General features: G+C 71.2%; 13 protein-coding genes and 1 pseudogene. 4 read left to right on the forward strand and 10 right to left on the reverse strand.

The annotated features are described in order from the left end of the window. Positions 1–54 precede the first annotated feature (54 nt). Positions 55–795 (forward strand): DUF6193 family natural product biosynthesis protein, encoded by a 741-nt coding sequence (locus ABZ948_RS23170; RefSeq protein ID WP_359762386.1) that lies wholly within the window; start codon positions 55–57, stop codon positions 793–795. A gap of 78 nt (positions 796–873) precedes the next feature. Here ABZ948_RS23170 and ABZ948_RS40950 read toward each other — a convergent pair whose 3' ends face one another. Together ABZ948_RS40950 and ABZ948_RS40955 are read right to left on the reverse strand one after the other, a co-directional pair. After that, a complete protein-coding gene (locus tag ABZ948_RS40950; RefSeq protein WP_435857580.1) occupies positions 874–1,545 on the reverse strand; it encodes a jacalin-like lectin in 672 nt (223 codons plus the stop codon). A gap of 18 nt (positions 1,546–1,563) precedes the next feature. Beyond that, a pseudogene (locus ABZ948_RS40955) lies at positions 1,564–2,334 on the reverse strand (exonuclease/endonuclease/phosphatase family protein); the annotation flags it as partial. 106 nt (positions 2,335–2,440) lie between these two features. Between ABZ948_RS40955 and ABZ948_RS23180 the strand changes: the two are divergent. Both ABZ948_RS23180 and ABZ948_RS23185 read left to right on the forward strand, forming a co-directional pair. After that, on the forward strand, positions 2,441–4,141 hold the full coding sequence (locus ABZ948_RS23180; RefSeq protein WP_359762390.1) for a PHP domain-containing protein: 1,701 nt from the start codon (positions 2,441–2,443) through the stop codon (positions 4,139–4,141). Continuing rightward, positions 4,138–4,650, forward strand: a complete 513-nt coding sequence (locus tag ABZ948_RS23185; RefSeq protein WP_359762392.1) for a hypothetical protein — start codon at positions 4,138–4,140, stop codon at positions 4,648–4,650. Before ABZ948_RS23180 ends, ABZ948_RS23185 begins: the two co-directional genes overlap by 4 nt. Before the next feature lie 27 nt (positions 4,651–4,677). On the opposite strand, the gene ABZ948_RS23190 is transcribed toward ABZ948_RS23185, so the two are convergent. Next, positions 4,678–5,445 (reverse strand): hypothetical protein, encoded by a 768-nt coding sequence (locus tag ABZ948_RS23190; RefSeq protein WP_359762394.1) that lies wholly within the window; start codon positions 5,443–5,445, stop codon positions 4,678–4,680. A 191-nt stretch (positions 5,446–5,636) separates the two neighbouring features. On the opposite strand from ABZ948_RS23190, the gene ABZ948_RS23195 reads away from it, so the two are divergent. Beyond that, entirely contained in the window at positions 5,637–6,929 is a 1,293-nt protein-coding gene (locus ABZ948_RS23195; protein WP_359762397.1) for an MFS transporter, read from the forward strand. On the opposite strand, the gene ABZ948_RS23200 is transcribed toward ABZ948_RS23195, so the two are convergent. The 7 genes from ABZ948_RS23200 to ABZ948_RS23230 form a co-directional block, all read right to left on the reverse strand. Beyond that, positions 6,919–7,725, reverse strand: coding sequence for an ABC transporter permease (locus tag ABZ948_RS23200; RefSeq protein WP_359762400.1), 807 nt, complete (start codon positions 7,723–7,725; stop codon positions 6,919–6,921). The genes ABZ948_RS23195 and ABZ948_RS23200 overlap by 11 nt on opposite strands. Before the next feature lies 1 nt (position 7,726). Further along, positions 7,727–8,530 (reverse strand): ABC-2 family transporter protein, encoded by an 804-nt coding sequence (locus ABZ948_RS23205; RefSeq protein WP_359762402.1) that lies wholly within the window; start codon positions 8,528–8,530, stop codon positions 7,727–7,729. Position 8,531: 1 nt separating this feature from the next. Further along, the gene (locus ABZ948_RS23210; protein ID WP_359762488.1) at positions 8,532–9,527 is read right to left on the reverse strand and encodes an ABC transporter ATP-binding protein; all 996 of its coding nucleotides are present in this window, start codon (positions 9,525–9,527) and stop codon (positions 8,532–8,534) included. Between the two features lie 138 nt (positions 9,528–9,665). Continuing rightward, positions 9,666–12,539, reverse strand: coding sequence for a glycoside hydrolase family 2 TIM barrel-domain containing protein (locus tag ABZ948_RS23215; protein ID WP_359762404.1), 2,874 nt, complete (start codon positions 12,537–12,539; stop codon positions 9,666–9,668). Between the two features lie 12 nt (positions 12,540–12,551). Next, positions 12,552–13,433 carry a carbohydrate ABC transporter permease gene (locus ABZ948_RS23220; RefSeq protein ID WP_359762406.1) on the reverse strand — a complete coding sequence of 294 codons (882 nt, stop codon included), beginning with the start codon at positions 13,431–13,433 and terminating at the stop codon, positions 12,552–12,554. Then, positions 13,430–14,398 carry a carbohydrate ABC transporter permease gene (locus ABZ948_RS23225; protein ID WP_359762408.1) on the reverse strand — a complete coding sequence of 323 codons (969 nt, stop codon included), beginning with the start codon at positions 14,396–14,398 and terminating at the stop codon, positions 13,430–13,432. The genes ABZ948_RS23220 and ABZ948_RS23225 overlap by 4 nt, the downstream gene beginning before the upstream one ends. Before the next feature lie 20 nt (positions 14,399–14,418). Next, positions 14,419–15,681: an ABC transporter substrate-binding protein gene (locus tag ABZ948_RS23230; RefSeq protein WP_359762410.1), complete on the reverse strand. Its 1,263-nt coding sequence runs from the start codon at positions 15,679–15,681 to the stop codon at positions 14,419–14,421. Positions 15,682–15,713 lie beyond the last annotated feature (32 nt).

Genomic DNA, 15,713 nt, shown 5'->3' on the forward strand with positions numbered 1-15,713 from the left:
CGGGACCGGGATCTGCCCTGCGCGGTGCGGGAGGCTCGGGCAGAATCAGCGCCCGTGCCCACTCCACCTGATCCCGCCGAGCTCTATCCCGACGTCGCGGCGTACGGCAGTCTCGCCACCGCACTCCGGTCTGTGGCGGGAGGCTGCCTCGCCACCGTCCCCGTCACGGCCCCGCTCTCCGACCTGCTGCTCTCCGCCGCTGTCGACAGCGCGCTGCCCCACCGCGAGCCCCTCCAGATCACCGCCTGGTCGCACGAACGGCGTTGGTCGATTCGTGGCGAGGACTCCTTCCAGGGCCTGGCCCTCATCGACGGCAGGACGGACGACCTGGCACAGGTCGCCAGGGCCGCCCGGGCCTGGCACGACGGGGCGCCCCTCGGCGACGTCCGGCAGACGGCGCCCTTCGTACACCTGACCGGCCGCTTCGAAGTGCCCGACCGCGATCCCGGGCGCCTGACGGAATCCGAATGGCAGGGCATGCGTCAGGAGGCGGCCGAACTGGAATACGCCTGGGCGCAGACGTACCGCGAGTTGATCGAGGCGGCACACGCCGAGCCGGCGCTGCGCGCCCTCTACCCGTTCACCAGCCACTGGGCACTGCGGTTCTCGAGCACCACCCGCCCCGGCCTGACCATCGTCGGACCCTGCCTGAGCGCGAACGGCGACGGCACGTTCGGAATGGGGACGGGCATCATCAGCCAGGACCTCGGCCGATTCGCCACAGCGCGGGAAGCCGTGGCGGCGGCGGTGCACCGGCTGCCGCCCGACATCGGACCGACCAGGCCGGGCGGATGATCCCGTCCGGTCAGCCGCCGGAGCGGGACGGGGGGATTCCCCTCCTGACAAGCGGCCTGGCCGGAGACGTCCCACCGCTCAGCGGATCGGCGCGTACACCACCCCCAGCTTGTCGATCTCGGTGCCCGCGCGGCCCGTGAAGCCCACGATGTGATGGCCGGCGGGGGCCGTGAAGGTCTTCGTGTCGGACGTGGCCGTGCCGGCGGACAGGGTGCGGCCCTGGTCCGTCGTGAAGGACGCCGAGAAGATCCGGGTGCGGCCGTCCTTCTGGCCCTGCGTCAGTTTCACCGACGTCAGGTGCTCGCCGGGGGCCAGCGTGAGGGACGTCGCCGTGCCGCCCGTGCCGCCGTGGGTCAGGGCCGGGCCGCCGTCGTGGGTGAGGGAAACCCCGTCCAGGCGGGCGCTGCCGCGCAGGGTGAGCGTGCGGGGCGAGGGGGTCGCCGGCAGGTCGTCCGCGTCGTTGAACGCCGTGCCGTGCGGGCCGCCGAAGAAGTCGCTGGCGCGCAGGGCGGAGTCGAGCGTGTAGGAGAAGTCGACCCGGTGCGGGAAGTGGTCGGAGAGGTGCTTCCCGTCGGAGCGGAGGAAGGACCCCCAGTCGTTGTTGTAGCGGGTGGCGGTGAGCTTCACCAGCCTGCTGCCCCGGTAGAGGACCTTGTCCACCACCTCGCAGTCGTTCGTCGGCGCGGCCGCGTCGCAGACCAGCGCGTCGCTGCCCTGGGCCGGGGGTGTGCCGCCCCTGACCAGGTCCACCCAGGGGTCCTTCAGGCCGTTCTCCGACAGCAGGGTGCGGATGTTGTCGCCGGCGCGCGTGTACCGGGTGTTGGTGTCGCCCATGACGATCACCGCGTTGCCCGCGGAGTTGGCCTGGATGAAGTCGGACAGCTGCTCGATGTTGGCGCGGCGTGCGGCGAGGGCCGCGTCGTCCGAGTCGGCGTTGGTGTGGACGTTGTAGAGGTCGACGAACACGCCCTCGGCCAGGCGCACCCGGGCCAGCGAGAAGCCCTTCGGCGTCAGGCAGTTGGTGCCGGTGCACTGGTTCCACCTGACCCGCTGGAAGTCCTCGAAGGAGTGGTTCGAGAGGGTGTTGAGGCCGTCGCCGAAGGCCGCGCCGCCGCTGGTCGCCGTGCGGTACGGGTGCTTGTCGTTGGCGTACAGCGAGGCGTGGTAGTTGAAGTCCTCCTGCACGTTGACGATGTCGTACGGCCCGAGCCGCTGCCCGATCAGCGGGGTGTTGGTCTCGGGGTCGCTGTCGCCGAGGCCGAGCGGCAGGCCCGCGACGTTGTAGGTGAGGACGTCGAAGGAGCCGGAGTCCGCGGCCGCCGCGGGGGCCGAGGAGGCGGCGGTCAGGCCGGTGAGGGTCAGGGCGGCGGCGGTGAGGGTGCCGAGGAGTCGTCTCATGGGGGTGTCTCCGGTCGGGGGAGGCAGCGAAGAATGTGAACGGTGCTCAGGTTCGTTGTCAACGAGTGTGACGGACAAGAGCAGTTGAGGAAACAGTGAGAGATGAGGCGAGCCGCCGCGCCCGGGTCGTCCGCCGATCATCCCCTGGTCGTTCAACGTTCATGTTTCGCCTCGATCCTCCACACGCGGCGCGCTCACGCGCCGTAGAAGGCAGCCGCCGGCACCGGCGGCACACAGGAGGCGCTTCATGGGACACGGGCACGCACACGGTCACCACCACGGCCACCACGGGCACGACCACGAGCACGAGACCGCGCCGGCCCTGCCCGCCGCCTTCGACCCCGCCGTCCCGGACGAGGCCCTCAGCCCCGAACAGCGCTCGCGCCGCTCGCTGCTGCGCCGCGCCGGACTGCTCGGCGCGGGCCTGGCGGCCGGGAGCGTCCTCGGCGCGGCGACGCCTGCCGCCGCCTCCGCCGGCCGGCGCCGCACCGGCTTCCTCTGGCTGGCCGGCGACCACCACATCCACACCCAGTACAGCAACGACGGCAAGTACCGCGTCGTCGACCAGGTCCGCCAGGGCGCCCGGCACGGCATGGACTGGCTGGTCATCACCGACCACGGCAACGCCACCCACGCGAAGATCGGCGTCGAGAAGGTCAACCCGGACATCAAGGAGGCCCGGGCCGCCCACGAGGACACCCTCGTCTTCCAGGGCCTGGAGTGGAACATCCCGGCCGCCGAGCACGGCACGGTCTTCGTGCACCCCGGCAGGAACGAGGTCGCCGTCCTCAAGCAGTTCGAGACCGACTACGACGGCAGTGTGAAGGGCGCCTCCGACTCCACGCCCGCCAACGAGGCGCTGGCCGTCGCGGGCCTGAACTTCCTCGCCGACCAGGTCCGGCGGCGCAAGGTCAAGGACGCCCTGATGCTCGCCAACCACCCGGCGCGGCGCGGCGTCGACTCGCCCCACGAGATCCGCGCCTGGCGCGACGCCACCGGCACCCGGCACCGGATCGCCGTCGGATTCGAGGGCGCCCCCGGCCACCAGGCCGCCGGCCTCCCCGCCCCGCTCGGCATGGCCCGCTCCCGCGGCCTCTACGACAACAACCCCGGCCCCAACTCCTTCCCCGGCTACCCGCCGGAGAGCTACCGCACCTGGGGCGGATTCGACTGGATGACCGCCACCGTCGGCGGCCTGTGGGACAGCCTCCTCGCCGAGGGCAAGCCCTGGTGGATCACCGCCAACTCCGACTCCCACCAGGTCTACGCCGACACCGCCGTGCGCGGCGGCCCCGACAGCGACTACGCGGCGGGCGGCAGGCACACCGACCCGGTCTACGGCGGGAGGATCGACCTCACCCAGGGCGACTACTGGCCCGGCCAGTACAGCCGCACCCACGTGGGCGCGGACGGCTTCTCGTACGCCGCCGTCATGGACGGCATCCGCGCCGGCCGCCTCTGGGTCGACCACGGGCAGCTCGTCGACGCCCTGGACGTCCGTGTCACCGGCGGCGGCCGCTGGGCCACGCTCGGCGGCGCCCTGCACGTGAGGAAGGGCACCCAGGTCACCCTGACCGTCGACGTGACCCCGGCCGGCGGCCCCAACTGGGCCGGGTTCGTGCCGGAACTGGCCCGTGTCGACGTCATCCAGGGCGATGTGACGGGCCCCGTCGCGGACCCGGACACGTTCACGGCACCCACCGCGAAGGTCGTCAAGGCGTACGACGTCAGCGACGCCACCGGCGTCACCCGCCTCACCTTCGACCTCGGCCGGGTGGAGAAGCCCGTCTATGTCCGGCTGCGCGGCACCGACGGCAACCGCTCCGCCGTCGGCGCGCTGGGCGCGGCCGTCGACCCGGCGGGCCCCGCCCTCGACCTCGCCGGCGACGCCGACCCGTGGCGCGACCTGTGGTTCTACACCAACCCCGTCTGGGTCCTGCCCTCGTGACGCCGTACGCCCTCACCGTCGACGCGGGGACCAGGGAACTGCGGGCGGCCGACCACCTGCTGCGCACCCTGGCCGCCGAACTCGCCCTGCCCGAGGACGCGTTCGCCTGCACGCACCTGGTGCGCGGCGAACGCCCCCGTGTCGTCCTGTCCCTCACCCTGCCGTCGGAGCCGCCCCTGAGCACCGCCCTGGAGCGGCTCACGGCCGGGGGACACGCCGTGACGCACGGCGTGCCGGACGCGGTGGGGCGCGCGGTGCTCTACCCGGGCGCCGCGTCCCTCACCGGCACGCTGACCGTCTCGGACGTGCTGTCCCGGTCCGCGATCGACCGCGTGACCGTCCTCGGCACGCCGGAGCCACCCGCCCCGGACACGCCGCTGACGACACGCGACCACGTACGCCCGCAGTGGCGGGACGGCGCGCTCGTCCTGACGGCGATGCCCGCCGCGGGCGGCACCCTCGTCCCCTTCGAGGTACCGGACCCGACACCCTGCTGCGCGGACCACTGACACCGTCCGGCGGACCGCCCCCGCCGCTCAGGGCTGTCGCAGCAGCTCCAGGTCCGTGCCCCAGGAGTCGAGGACCCGGTCGTGACCGGCCCGCCGCGCCGCCTCCTCGATGCCGGTGAAGAGGGCGCGCTGGGTCGCCGGGTCGCCCTCGGCCAGGATGCGGCGCAGCACCGGCAGGAGCCGCTCCGCGTCCCACCGGGCGGCGCCGAGCGGCTGCCGCTCCAGCTCCCACTGGAGGTACTTGTTGTACGGCCGCACCCGGCGGTGCAGGGCGAAGAGCACCTCCAGGGCGTACGGGACGGTCTCGGCGGCGTCCAGGTGGCCCATGGCGGGGCGGCCGTCGCGGTAGCTCTTCAACGAGCGGTAGGCCTGGTTCACATAGGCGTCGAGCCGGCCGTCGACGGCGGTCCGGGCCTCCTCGGCGCCCAGCGTCCGCTTCTCGTCGAGGATCCGGGCGATCGCTCCGTCCAGCCGGTCGAGCAGCACCTCGGCGTAGACGTACGAGTACCGCGCGAAACTGTCCGGGCGGCCCGGCATGCCCCGCGTGCGGAACTCCGCCAGCGGGACGACCACGAGGTCCAGGTGGGCGGAGCGGAACCAGTCCAGCTCTGCGATCGGCGAGGCGTGCCGGTCCCGCAGGATCACGTGCAGGTCGTAGTCGGAGTGGACGGTCGGCATGCCCGCGTGGACGCGGGAGCCGCTGAGGACCAGCCCGACGACACCGGGATCGGCGGCCGCCCGTGCGGTGAAGGCGGCCAGGGTCTCGTCAGGGGTGCTGCCCAGGGTGAGGTGCATGCTGATCTCTCCGTGCGCGACGGCAGGGTGCGGGTCGGGTTCGCGTCTGCGGTGTGCGGGCACCGCGGGGGAGATCACCTCACGCTGCGGACGCTACTCCGCCGACACCGCCCTGCGGTAACGGTTTTCGCCGGGAGCCATAGGGTTGCCGGGGACGCGGGACGCGGGACTCGGGATGCGGGGGAGGCGGCATGACCCACGAGGCGGCGCGGCGTGAGGACGAGCCGGGCGGCAGTGCCGCCGCGGCAGCCGACGGGGAGTTACCCGGCGCCCGGCCACTGTGGCGGCAGCGCGACTTCGGCGTCTTCTGGGTCGCGCAGACCCTCTCCGTGCTCGGCGACTCCTTCGCGCTCATCGCCCTGCCCCTGCTCGTCCTCCAGGCCACGGGCTCGGTCGCCCGCATGGGCCTGCTCACGGCCGTGGGCGGGGCGGCCGCGGTCGTGGCGGCCGTCTTCGCCGGGGCGGTGGTGGACCGGGTGGACCGGCGCCGGCTGCTCATCGGCTGCGACCTGGCGCGCATGCTGCTCTACGGGGCGATCCCGCTGGTGTGGCTGTTCGGCCCGCAGATCTGGCTGCTGTACGTGGTGCTGCCGCTGTGCGAGGCCGTCGGCATGCTCTTCGCGGTCGGCTACGTCACGGTCGTGCGCGGCCTGGTCGGGACCGAGCGGCTCACCGAGGCCAACGGGCGCCTCAACGCCACCGCCGCGGCGGCGGGCGTCCTCGGGCCGCTGTGCGCGGGGCTGGTCGCCGCCTGGTCCGGCCCGGCCGCCGCGGTCGGCGTGGACGCGGCGAGCTTCGGGGTGTCGGCCGTCTGCCTGCTCTTCGTCCGGTTCCGCGCCCGCCCGGGCGACGAGCGGCCGGGCCCGCGCGCCGGACTGTGGCAGGACCTGCGCACCGGCGTCGCCTTCCTCCTCGGCCACCCCGTGCTGCGCTCCCTGACCGCCCTGCTGTTCGGGTTCAGCTTCCTCACCCTCGGCCTGAACGACCTGGTCATCTACCACCTCAAGCACGACCTCGGCCACGACGACGGCACGGTCGGCACCGTCATGGCGGTGGGCGCGCTCGGCACCATCACCGGCGCCCTGCTGGTGGCCCGGGTCCGCCGCCGCCTCGGCTTCGGACCGACGTGGACCGGCTCGGTCGCGGTGTGCGGCCTCGCCTTCGCCGGGCTCGGCTGGGCCCGCGACGTCCCCGTAGTCGCGGCCCTGAGCGCCGCCTTCCTCGCCTGCGCCGGCATGGCCGGCACCTGCTCGATGTCCCTGCGCCAGGAGGTCACCCCCGAACCCCTCCTGGGCCGGGTCACCTCCGCCTTCTGGACCCTTCAGTACGCGGCGGCACCGGTCGGCGCGGCCGTGCTCACCTGGGCCGCCGAGGAACGGGGCACGGCACCGGTCGCCCTGGCCGCCGGGGCGACCTGTGTCCTGCTCGCCGTGGCCGCCCTGTTCACCCCGATCCGCGGGTCGGGCCGGCCGGTCAGCCGTTGATCCCGGTGTAGTGCCGCAGACTCCACCGCCACACCAGCCGCGCCCCCAGGTACGCCAGCAGCCCCAGCAGCGGCGCCGACGCCGCCAGCCAGTACGGCACGCCGGTGGTGTGGCCGTGGCCGGTCAGGACCGCCGCCGGGAAGTAGGCGACGAACGCGAGGGGGAGGCCGTACGTCAGGAAGCCGCCCACGGCCCGCGGCAGGACGTTCAGCGGGTAACTGCCGAACGTGCCGAGGAGTTCCTCCAGCCAGCGGCCCCAGTAGTCGGCGGCGGGGAACCGCAGACCCGCGGAGGCCACCAGCGTGAACAGGGCAGCCTCCAGCAGCATGCCGCCGAGGACGGCCGCGACCAGGTACGAGATCCGGCCCGCCGTCCAGTCCAGGTCGCTGCGGGACAGCGCGCCCACCATCAGGCCCGCCGCGACCGTCAGGTCCCCGATCGCGTTGGTGGGGAAGAACGCCAGCTGGATCTGGCGGTGGACCGGCATCGGACGCATCAGGTAGATGTCGACCCGGCCCTCCTGGATCTGCCGGCCGGCCCAGTGCATCCGCCCCAGGAACAGCACGAACAGCCCGTGCGCCAGCATCCGCGTCGCCGGGATCAGCAGCACGTCCGAGCTGTCCCAGCCGCCCATCCCGGCGAACCGGGACAGCAGCACCGTCGCGAACACGATCACCGACACCTGCCAGATCGCCCCGATCGCGATCATCAGCAGGAACTCGGTGCGGTACTCCATCTGCGCGCGGAAGTTGAGCGCCGTCACGCGCCACACGATCCGCAGTGCCTTCAACGACATCTCAGCCTCCCTGCGAGATCACGCGCCGGGCGGCCCGCCGCCACAGCAGCCGGGTGAACAGCGCCAGCACCACGACCCACGCGGCCTGGACGGACAGCTGGAACGCCGCGTCGGACAGCGGGATCCGCCCCACGTACAGCGACAGCGGCACGCTCAGCGTCGCCTGGAACGGCAGGAAGGCGCTCATCGTCACGAACCAGTCCGGGAAGAACCACAGCGGCGCGTACACCCCGGACAGCAGGTTCTGCGCGAACATCAGGATCAGCATCGCGGCGGTGTTGCGGACCGTCCAGAAACACAACTGGTCGAGCACCAGCATCACGTAGTACAGCACCCACTGACCCAGCAGCATGCTGAGCGCGAACACCCCGGCCACCGCGGCCGAACGGGGCGGCTCGACGACCCCCGCGACCAGGCAGACCACGTACCCGGTCAGCGCCCACGCGAGCCCGTACAGCTGCTCGCCGGCCGCCCGCAGGGCGTAATAGCGCTGCGGCGGCAGCGGGCGCAGGTACCAGTAGACGATGGTGCCGAAGTGCATGTGCTGCAGGACCGTGTCCCGGCCCGCGTACTGGTCCAGCTCCCGCAGGCGGGAGGCCAGCACGGCCAGCACGGCGTACGTGACGGCCTGGTCGCGGCTCAGCCCGGCGGTCGTGCCGGTGTGGGAGTACAGCCCGCGCCACAGCGACCAGACCAGCACCACCTGAACGGTCAGCCGCAGCGCGACGGCGGTCATGCGGGGCGGGGCGTTCAGCTCGCCCAGCGGGGTGACGCGGGCCGCGCGCCAGGCGTGCAGGACGGCCACGTCAGGCCTCCCCGGAATGCACGTACGCGGCCCGCATCACGTCCTCCAGGTCCGCCTCCTCCAGGGCGATGTCGGTCACCTCGAACCGCTCGATGACCGCCTTCAGCGCCTGGTGGACGGTGGGGGCGTCCGCCCCGTCGGGGCCGAAGACGACCTGCGCGCCGGTGTGCCGCAGCAGCGTCGTGCCGGGCGGCGGCACGACCTCGGCGTGCGCGTCGGCGAGCGTGGCCCGCACCTGCCAGGTCGAGCCGAACTTCCGGCGGATCTCGTCGAGGGTGCCGTCCAGCACCAGTCGCCCGTGGTTGACCAGCACCACCCGCTCCGCCAGCCGCTCGACCTCCGTCATGTCGTGCGTGGTCAGCAGCACCGTACGGCCGCGCTGCTCCACCTGGTGGCGCAGGAACTCCCGCACCTGCTCCTTCACGACCACGTCCATGCCGATCGTCGGCTCGTCGAGGAACACCACCGGCGGGTCGTGCAGCAGGGCGGCGGCCAGATCGCTGCGCACGCGCTGGCCGAGGGAGAGGTGGCGGACCCGGGTGTCCCAGAAGGACGACAGGTCCAGGATGCCGTCGAACTCCTTCAGCCGGGCGGCGTGTTCGGCCTTCGGCACCTCGTAGATGTCCCGCAGGATCGCGAACGACTCGCGCACCGGCAGGTCCCACCACAGCTGGGTGCGCTGCCCGAACACCGCGCCGACGTTGCGGGCGTTGCGCTCGCGCTCCCGGTAGGGCACCACGCCCGCGACCCGGGCCTCGCCGGAGGTGGGCGTGAGGATGCCGGTCAGGATCTTGATGGTGGTGGACTTGCCGGCGCCGTTCGGGCCGAGCAGGGCGAGGAGTTCGCCCGGGGCCACGTCGAAGGTGATGTCGGTGACCGCGTGCTTGGCGACTCGCTCGGGGTTGACCAGGGAGCGGACGGCGCCCAGGAACCCGGGGCGGCGGACGGTGGTGTGGAAGGTGCGGGACAGGCCGCGGACCTCGATGGCGACACTCAACCGACTCACCGGCTTTCTGTGGTGAACGCAGTGCGGCCGGTCGGCTGTGAGGGGCCGACCGGCCGCGGATGACGTCCCGACCCTGTCGGAATGTCGATCAATTGGTCAATCGATTAATCGAGTTCTTACCTCGCTGTCTCACCCGGTGGTCGAGAACACGAACGCGAACTCCGCCGGCTCGGCCTTCAGGAAGTACTTCGGCAGCGGGCCCGGGCCGCAGGACTGCGAGCCGATGCCGTGCTGCCCGTGGTCGAGGTTGACCCACACCGTGTCGCCGGGCGTGAGGTCGGTGCGGTGCCGGGCCGCGTCCAGCTGCTCGGTCGTCCAGCGCCGCGCGGTGAACCAGAACTCCGGGTCGCCCTCGATCCGGAGCCCGCCGAGCTCCACCCAGCGGACGTCGGCACGGGCGCCGTTCTCCTGCGGGCGGAGGTACGGCGTCTGCAGCCCGTCCACCGTCGACCGCCAGCGGCCGACCATGGAGGCCGCCCTGGTGTCCGGGTAGGCCTCGCCGGGACCGCCGCCGAACCACTCGACCGCGTCGGCCTCGGGCAGCCCGAAGCGGACGCCGAGCCGGGGCAGCGGCACCGTCCAGTCGCCCTGCGGCGTCACCGACACGGACAGCCGCAGCCGCTCCCCGTCGGACGTCCAGCGGTACACCGTGTCCAGGCCGACCTCGCGGGCGGCGGGCGCCACCCGGGTGCGGACCGTCAGCGCGTCGTCACCGGCCTCGACCGAGACCAGGCGGTGCCGCATGCGGTGCAGGCCGAGCGTGCGCCACAGCGTCCCGTAGCGGGTGTCGGTCTGCCACTCGGCACCCTCGTCGTTGTCGGTCGGCGCCCGCCACACGTCCAGCCGCGGCGTCGCGCCGACCGGCACCCCGCCGATCGAGAGGAGCGCCCCGGTCCGGGCGTCGAACGCGGCCGGGCCGAGCGTGATCCGGCCGGCCTCGCGCACGGGACGGTCGGTCGCGGGGAAGGACGGCAGCGGCCGTGCCCCCGCGGCGAACTGCCCCCAGGCCACGACGTGGCCCTTCGGCGCCCACGACGTGTCGTCGGCGAGCAGTGCCCGCACCGTCCACTGCCGTTCGCCGCCCCGGCCGTCCGCGGGCGGCTCGGGCAGCTTCACCTCGGCGCTCTCGCCCGGCGCCAGCGCCGGCACCGCGAGCGAACCCGACTCGACGGTCTCGCCGTCCACCTGGCAGGACCACTCGAAGGCCAGCGCGGACAGGTCCGCGAAGTCCTGCTTGTTGGTGACGTGCACGGTGCCGTTCGCGCCGTCGCCCTCGATGTGGACCGGCTCGATGACCTTCTTGTACTCGATCAGGCCCGGCGACGGCGTGCGGTCCGGGAAGACCAGGCCGTCGCAGACGAAGTTGCCGTCGTGCAGCTCCTCGCCGAAGTCGCCGCCGTAGGCGTAGCCCAGCTCGGGGTGCTTGACGCCGTGGTCGATCCACTCCCAGATGAACCCGCCCTGGAGCCGCTCGTACTTCTCGAACAGCTCCTGGTAGTCGGCGATCCCGCCCGGGCCGTTGCCCATGGCGTGGCCGTACTCGCACTGGATGAACGGCAGCTCCCGGCGCCCCCGCGTACCGCCGTCGAGCCGCTGCCCGATCTTCTCGACCTCGTCGTGGAAGGCGTACATCCGCGAGTACACGTCCGTGTCGCGGCAGTTCCAGTCGCCCTCGTAGTGGACCAGCCGCTCGGGGTCGCGGCCGTGGATCCACTCGGCCATGGCGGTGAGCCCGCGGCCGGTGCCGGCCTCGTTGCCCAGCGACCAGAACACGATCGACGGGTGGTTCTTGTCCCGCTCGACCATGCGGGCGGCGCGGTCCAGCAGGGCCGGGGTCCAGCGGTCGTCGTCGACCGGGTTGTCCCGCCAGTCCTGCTCGGTGAAGCCGTGGGTCTCCAGGTCGCACTCGTCGATGACCCACAGGCCGTACTCGTCGCACAGGTCCAGGAAGGCCGGGTGCGGCGGGTAGTGCGAGGTGCGCACGGCGTTGAGGTTGTGCCGCTTCATCAGCAGCACGTCCTCGCGCATGGTCTCCAGGTCGAGCGCGCGGCCCTGCTCGTGGTGCCACTCGTGCCGGTTGACGCCCTTGAAGAGGACGGCCCTGCCGTTGACCTTGACGAGCCCGTCCTCCAGGACGACCGTGCGGAACCCGATCCGCAGCGGCACCCGCTCGCCCTCGGTGGCCAGCACGCCGTCGTAGAGCCTCGGCGTCTCGGCCGTCCACGGCTCGACCGCTACCGTCACCGACTCGCCGGTGGCGACATCGATGTCCAGGGCCGGGACGGTCACCCGCCCGTCGACGTCGGAGTCGACGCGCAGGGTGCCCTCGCCGGTGGTGTGGTCGTAGGAGGCGTGCACGAAGAAGTCGCCCACGCCGCCCGCCGGGCGGTGCAGCAGGGTGACGTCACGGAAGATGCCCGGCAGCCACCACTGGTCCTGGTCCTCCAGGTACGACCCGGCCGACCACTGGTGGACCCGGACCGCGAGGGTGTTGCCGCCCGGCTTCAGCAGGTGCCCGACCGCGAACTCGTGCGGCAGCCGGGAGCCCTTGAACTCGCCGAGCTCCGTGCCGTTGAGCCACACCCGCGCGCAGGACTCGACCCCGTCGAAGCGCAGCACCGCCCCGCCGTCCGACGGCCAGTCGGACGGCAGGTCGAAGACGCGCAGGTGGTCACCGGTCGGGTTCTCCGTCGGGACGTGCGGCGGATCCACCGGGAAGGGGTAGAGGTGGTTGGTGTAGATGGGGGAGCCGAACGCCCCGTCGCCCTGGAGGACCCAGTGGCCGGGGACCGCGACCTCGGCCCAGCCCCCGGCGTCGTAGCCCTCCTCGGCGAACGAGTCGTCCTCGGCGTCGGCCGTCGCCGACAGCCGGAAGCGCCAGTTGCCGTTCAGCGACAGGGACTGCGCGTCCGAGGCCGCGTACCAGGCGCGCGGCGGGAGCGTCCCGCGGCCCGGCGAGACGTCCTCGACGTAGTCGGCGGATGGGGAGGTGCGGAAAGACATCGGTCTCCTAGCTCAGCCCTTGATACCGGTCTGCGCGATCCCCTGCACCAGCCAGCGCTGGAGGAAGAGGAAGACGAAGATCAGGGGCAGGATCGAGATGGCGGTGGCCATGAAGATCAGGTGGTAGTTGACGGTCTGGTTCGTCATGTACGACGACAGCGCCACCTGGACGGTCCAGGCACTGGGATCCTGGCCGATGACCAGGGGCCACAGGAAGGAGTTCCAGCCGTTGATGAAGGTGATCGTGGCCATCGCCGCGAAGAAGTTCAGCGAGTTGGGTACGACGATGCGCCAGTACGCGCCCCAGTAGCCGAGCCCGTCCACGCGCGCAGCCTCCTCCAGCTCCTTCGGGAACCCGAGGAAGTACTGCCGGAACAGGAAGCAGGTGAAACCACTGAAGAGGCCCGGGATGATGAGACCCCGGTAACTGTCGACCCAGCCGAGGGACGACACCAGGACGAAGCTCGGCACGAAGGTGACCGCCGTGGGAACCATCAGGGTCGCCAGGACGGCGTAGAAGACCTTGTTGGCGTGCTTGTACGGGATGCGCGCCAGACCGTATCCCGCCATCGAGCAGATCAGCAGGATGCCGGCGGTGTGCAGGACGGCGACGACCACGGAGTTCCACAGGGAACGGGCGAAGTCGACGGTGACGTCATTGAAGGGCTCGCTGAAATTGCTCCACTGGATGGTGGTGGGGAACCACTTCCAGTTCTCCCCGGTGATCTCCGGGTCCGTCATCAGCGCGTTGCGGACGATGAGGTAGAAGGGGATCAGGAAGAGGACGGCCGCGATGCCGGTCGCGATGTACAGGCCGGTGCTGCTCATGACGCCGCCGCGCTTGGCCTTGGCCGGCTCCGTGACCTTCCCGAGGTCGGGTGCTGTGGTGGTCACTTGGACTCCTCACCCCTTCCGAAGCCCATGATCTTGCCCTGGAACAGGGTGACGACGCAGATGAGCAGGGTCAGCACGACCGCGCCCGCGCTGCCCACGCCGTAGTTCTGGTTCTCGCCGAGGGCCATCTTGTACAGCTCGACCAGTGGCGGCTGCCCCCAGGTGGCCTTGGGCAGCAGGTTCCAGAACTCGTCGAAGGCCTGGTAGGCGGCGATGAGCAGGAGAAGGATCACCGCTGTGGACGTGGCTCGCAGCTGGGGCAGGGTGATGTGCCGGAAGGTCTGCCAGCCCGGCTTGGCGCCGTCGATCGCGGCGGCCTCGTACAGCTCCCGCGGGATGTTCTGCAGCGCCGCGAGGAACAGGATCATGTAGAAGCCCGACTGGAGCCAGAGGCGGACGGTCACGATGACCAGCCAGTACCAGGGTGGGTCGGGGTTGGCCAGCCAGGCGATGTTGTCGATGCCGAACCAACCGAGGAAGGTGTTGGCCATGCCGAAGCGGACGCCGTTGAAGATGGACATCTTCCAGATGAGCGCGGCGGCGACATAGCTGACCGCGGTCGGCAGGAAGAACACCGACCGGAAGAACGCCCGCATGAACCGCAGCCGGTTCACCAGCAGGGCGAGTCCCAGCGACATCGCCCAGGTGGCGGGCACGATGAACGCGGCGAACACGGTGAACGTGACGAGCGAGTTCAGGAAGTCCTCGTTCGTCAGGATCGACTTGTAGTTCTCCAAGCCGACGAACTCGCTCGGTGTGACGGTGAAGCGTGCCTCGAAGAAGCTGAGCCAGATGCTCCAGCCGATGGGCACGAAGACGAAGATCACCAGGCCGATCAGGAACGGCCCGGTGAAGAGCCAGAAGTTGAAGGTGCTGTTCGCCCTGAGGCCCCGCCGCGGCCGGTCCTTGGAGACCTTGGCCGGGGCGGGGCTCTCGGCGACCCCGGATGTGGTGGTGGTCGACATGTCGAGATCCGTCCGGCGGCCTATCCGAAGAGCTTCTTGAGCTCGGCGTCGACCTTCTTCTCACACGCGTCGAGGGCGGCCTTCGGGTCGCCGTTCTTGCGGACCGTGTTGGCGATCACGTCCCAGAACGCGGCGATCATGGCCTGCGTCCAGCCGATGTTGTCGAAGTGGCCGAACTCGTTGAACAGCTTCACGCCCTCGGCCGGCAGGCCCGACTTCAGCTTGTCGGCCGACTGGGCGAGGGAGGTGCGCGGCGGGATGTGGAAGCCGTAGGAGGTGGCGAAGTCCTCCTGGTACTGCTTCTGGTCGATCCACAGCCACTTGACGTATTCCTTGGCCGCCTCGACGTTCTTGCCCTTGGCGTTGACGAACATCGACCAGCCGCCGTTGTAGACCGACTGCTTGCCGGCCGAGCCGACCTTCGGGAAGGGGAAGATGCCGATGTCGTCACCGAGCGCCTTCTGCATGGCCGGCATGGCCCACATGCCGCACCACTGCATCGCGGTGAGGCCCTGGATCAGGGCCGACGGGTCCCACGAGTCGGCGGGGGCGTCGAGGAGCAGATTGCCGCTGGTGAACAGACCGCGCAGCTGCTTGAGACCATCGGCGACCGCGTCGGTGTTGAACGCCGGCTTGTTGTCCGCGGTCAGCGTGTCGGCGCCGGCCGACCAAATCAGCGGGCGGTCGATCGAGGTCAGGTCGTTGCCGAGGAAGATGCCCTTGACCTTGCTGGTGGTCAGCTTGTCGGCGGCCTCGATCAGCTCCTCCAGCGTGGTGGGCACCTCGATCTTCGCCTTCTCGAACAGCGAGGGCCGGTAGAAGAGGAACTGCGGGTCGTCGATCATCCGGACGCCGTATATCTTGCCGTCGACCGTGTGCGACTTGATGTCGGCCGGGTTGAAGTCGTCCTTGACCGGCTCGATGATGTCGGTCAGGTCCGCCACCTGACCGCTCTTCACCATCTGGATCTGCGGGTGGAACTCGAAGACGTCCGGCGCGTTCTTGGTGAGCAGTGCGGAGAAGAGCTTCTGCTCGAAGTTGTTGCCGGTGATCCACTGCGTGGAGACATTCGCCTTCTTGTACGCCTTCGCGTAGCGCTTCACGGCCTGCTCGACGCCGGGCTCGCCGTACGCGTGGAAGTACTGGACGAGGCCGTCGCCCGACCCTCCGCCGCTCCGGCCGGTGTTGCTGCCGCACGCGGCCAGCCCGCCGGCGGCGGCCAGGCCCATCGCGGCCCGCAGTACGGTTCGGCGGTCCCAGTTCATGTTGCTCGATGCCGACATGCTGACGTCCTTGTCTCGAGTGCGGCTGCGGC

It is taken from the genome of Streptomyces olindensis, assembly GCF_040645895.1.
GTDB lineage: Bacteria > Actinomycetota > Actinomycetes > Streptomycetales > Streptomycetaceae > Streptomyces > Streptomyces olindensis.

Bases quoted from the DNA above. Each gene is read 5' to 3' on its own strand.
- ABZ948_RS23180 (WP_359762390.1), top strand. From the start codon at position 2,441: ATGGGACACGGGCACGCACACGGTCACCACCACGGCCACCACGGGCAC.
- ABZ948_RS23190 (WP_359762394.1), bottom strand. From the start codon at position 5,445: ATGCACCTCACCCTGGGCAGCACCCCTGACGAGACCCTGGCCGCCTTC.
- ABZ948_RS23195 (WP_359762397.1), top strand. From the start codon at position 5,637: ATGACCCACGAGGCGGCGCGGCGTGAGGACGAGCCGGGCGGCAGTGCC.
- ABZ948_RS23200 (WP_359762400.1), bottom strand. From the start codon at position 7,725: ATGTCGTTGAAGGCACTGCGGATCGTGTGGCGCGTGACGGCGCTCAAC.
- ABZ948_RS23215 (WP_359762404.1), bottom strand. From the start codon at position 12,539: ATGTCTTTCCGCACCTCCCCATCCGCCGACTACGTCGAGGACGTCTCG.
- ABZ948_RS23225 (WP_359762408.1), bottom strand. From the start codon at position 14,398: ATGTCGACCACCACCACATCCGGGGTCGCCGAGAGCCCCGCCCCGGCC.
- ABZ948_RS23230 (WP_359762410.1), bottom strand. From the start codon at position 15,681: ATGTCGGCATCGAGCAACATGAACTGGGACCGCCGAACCGTACTGCGG.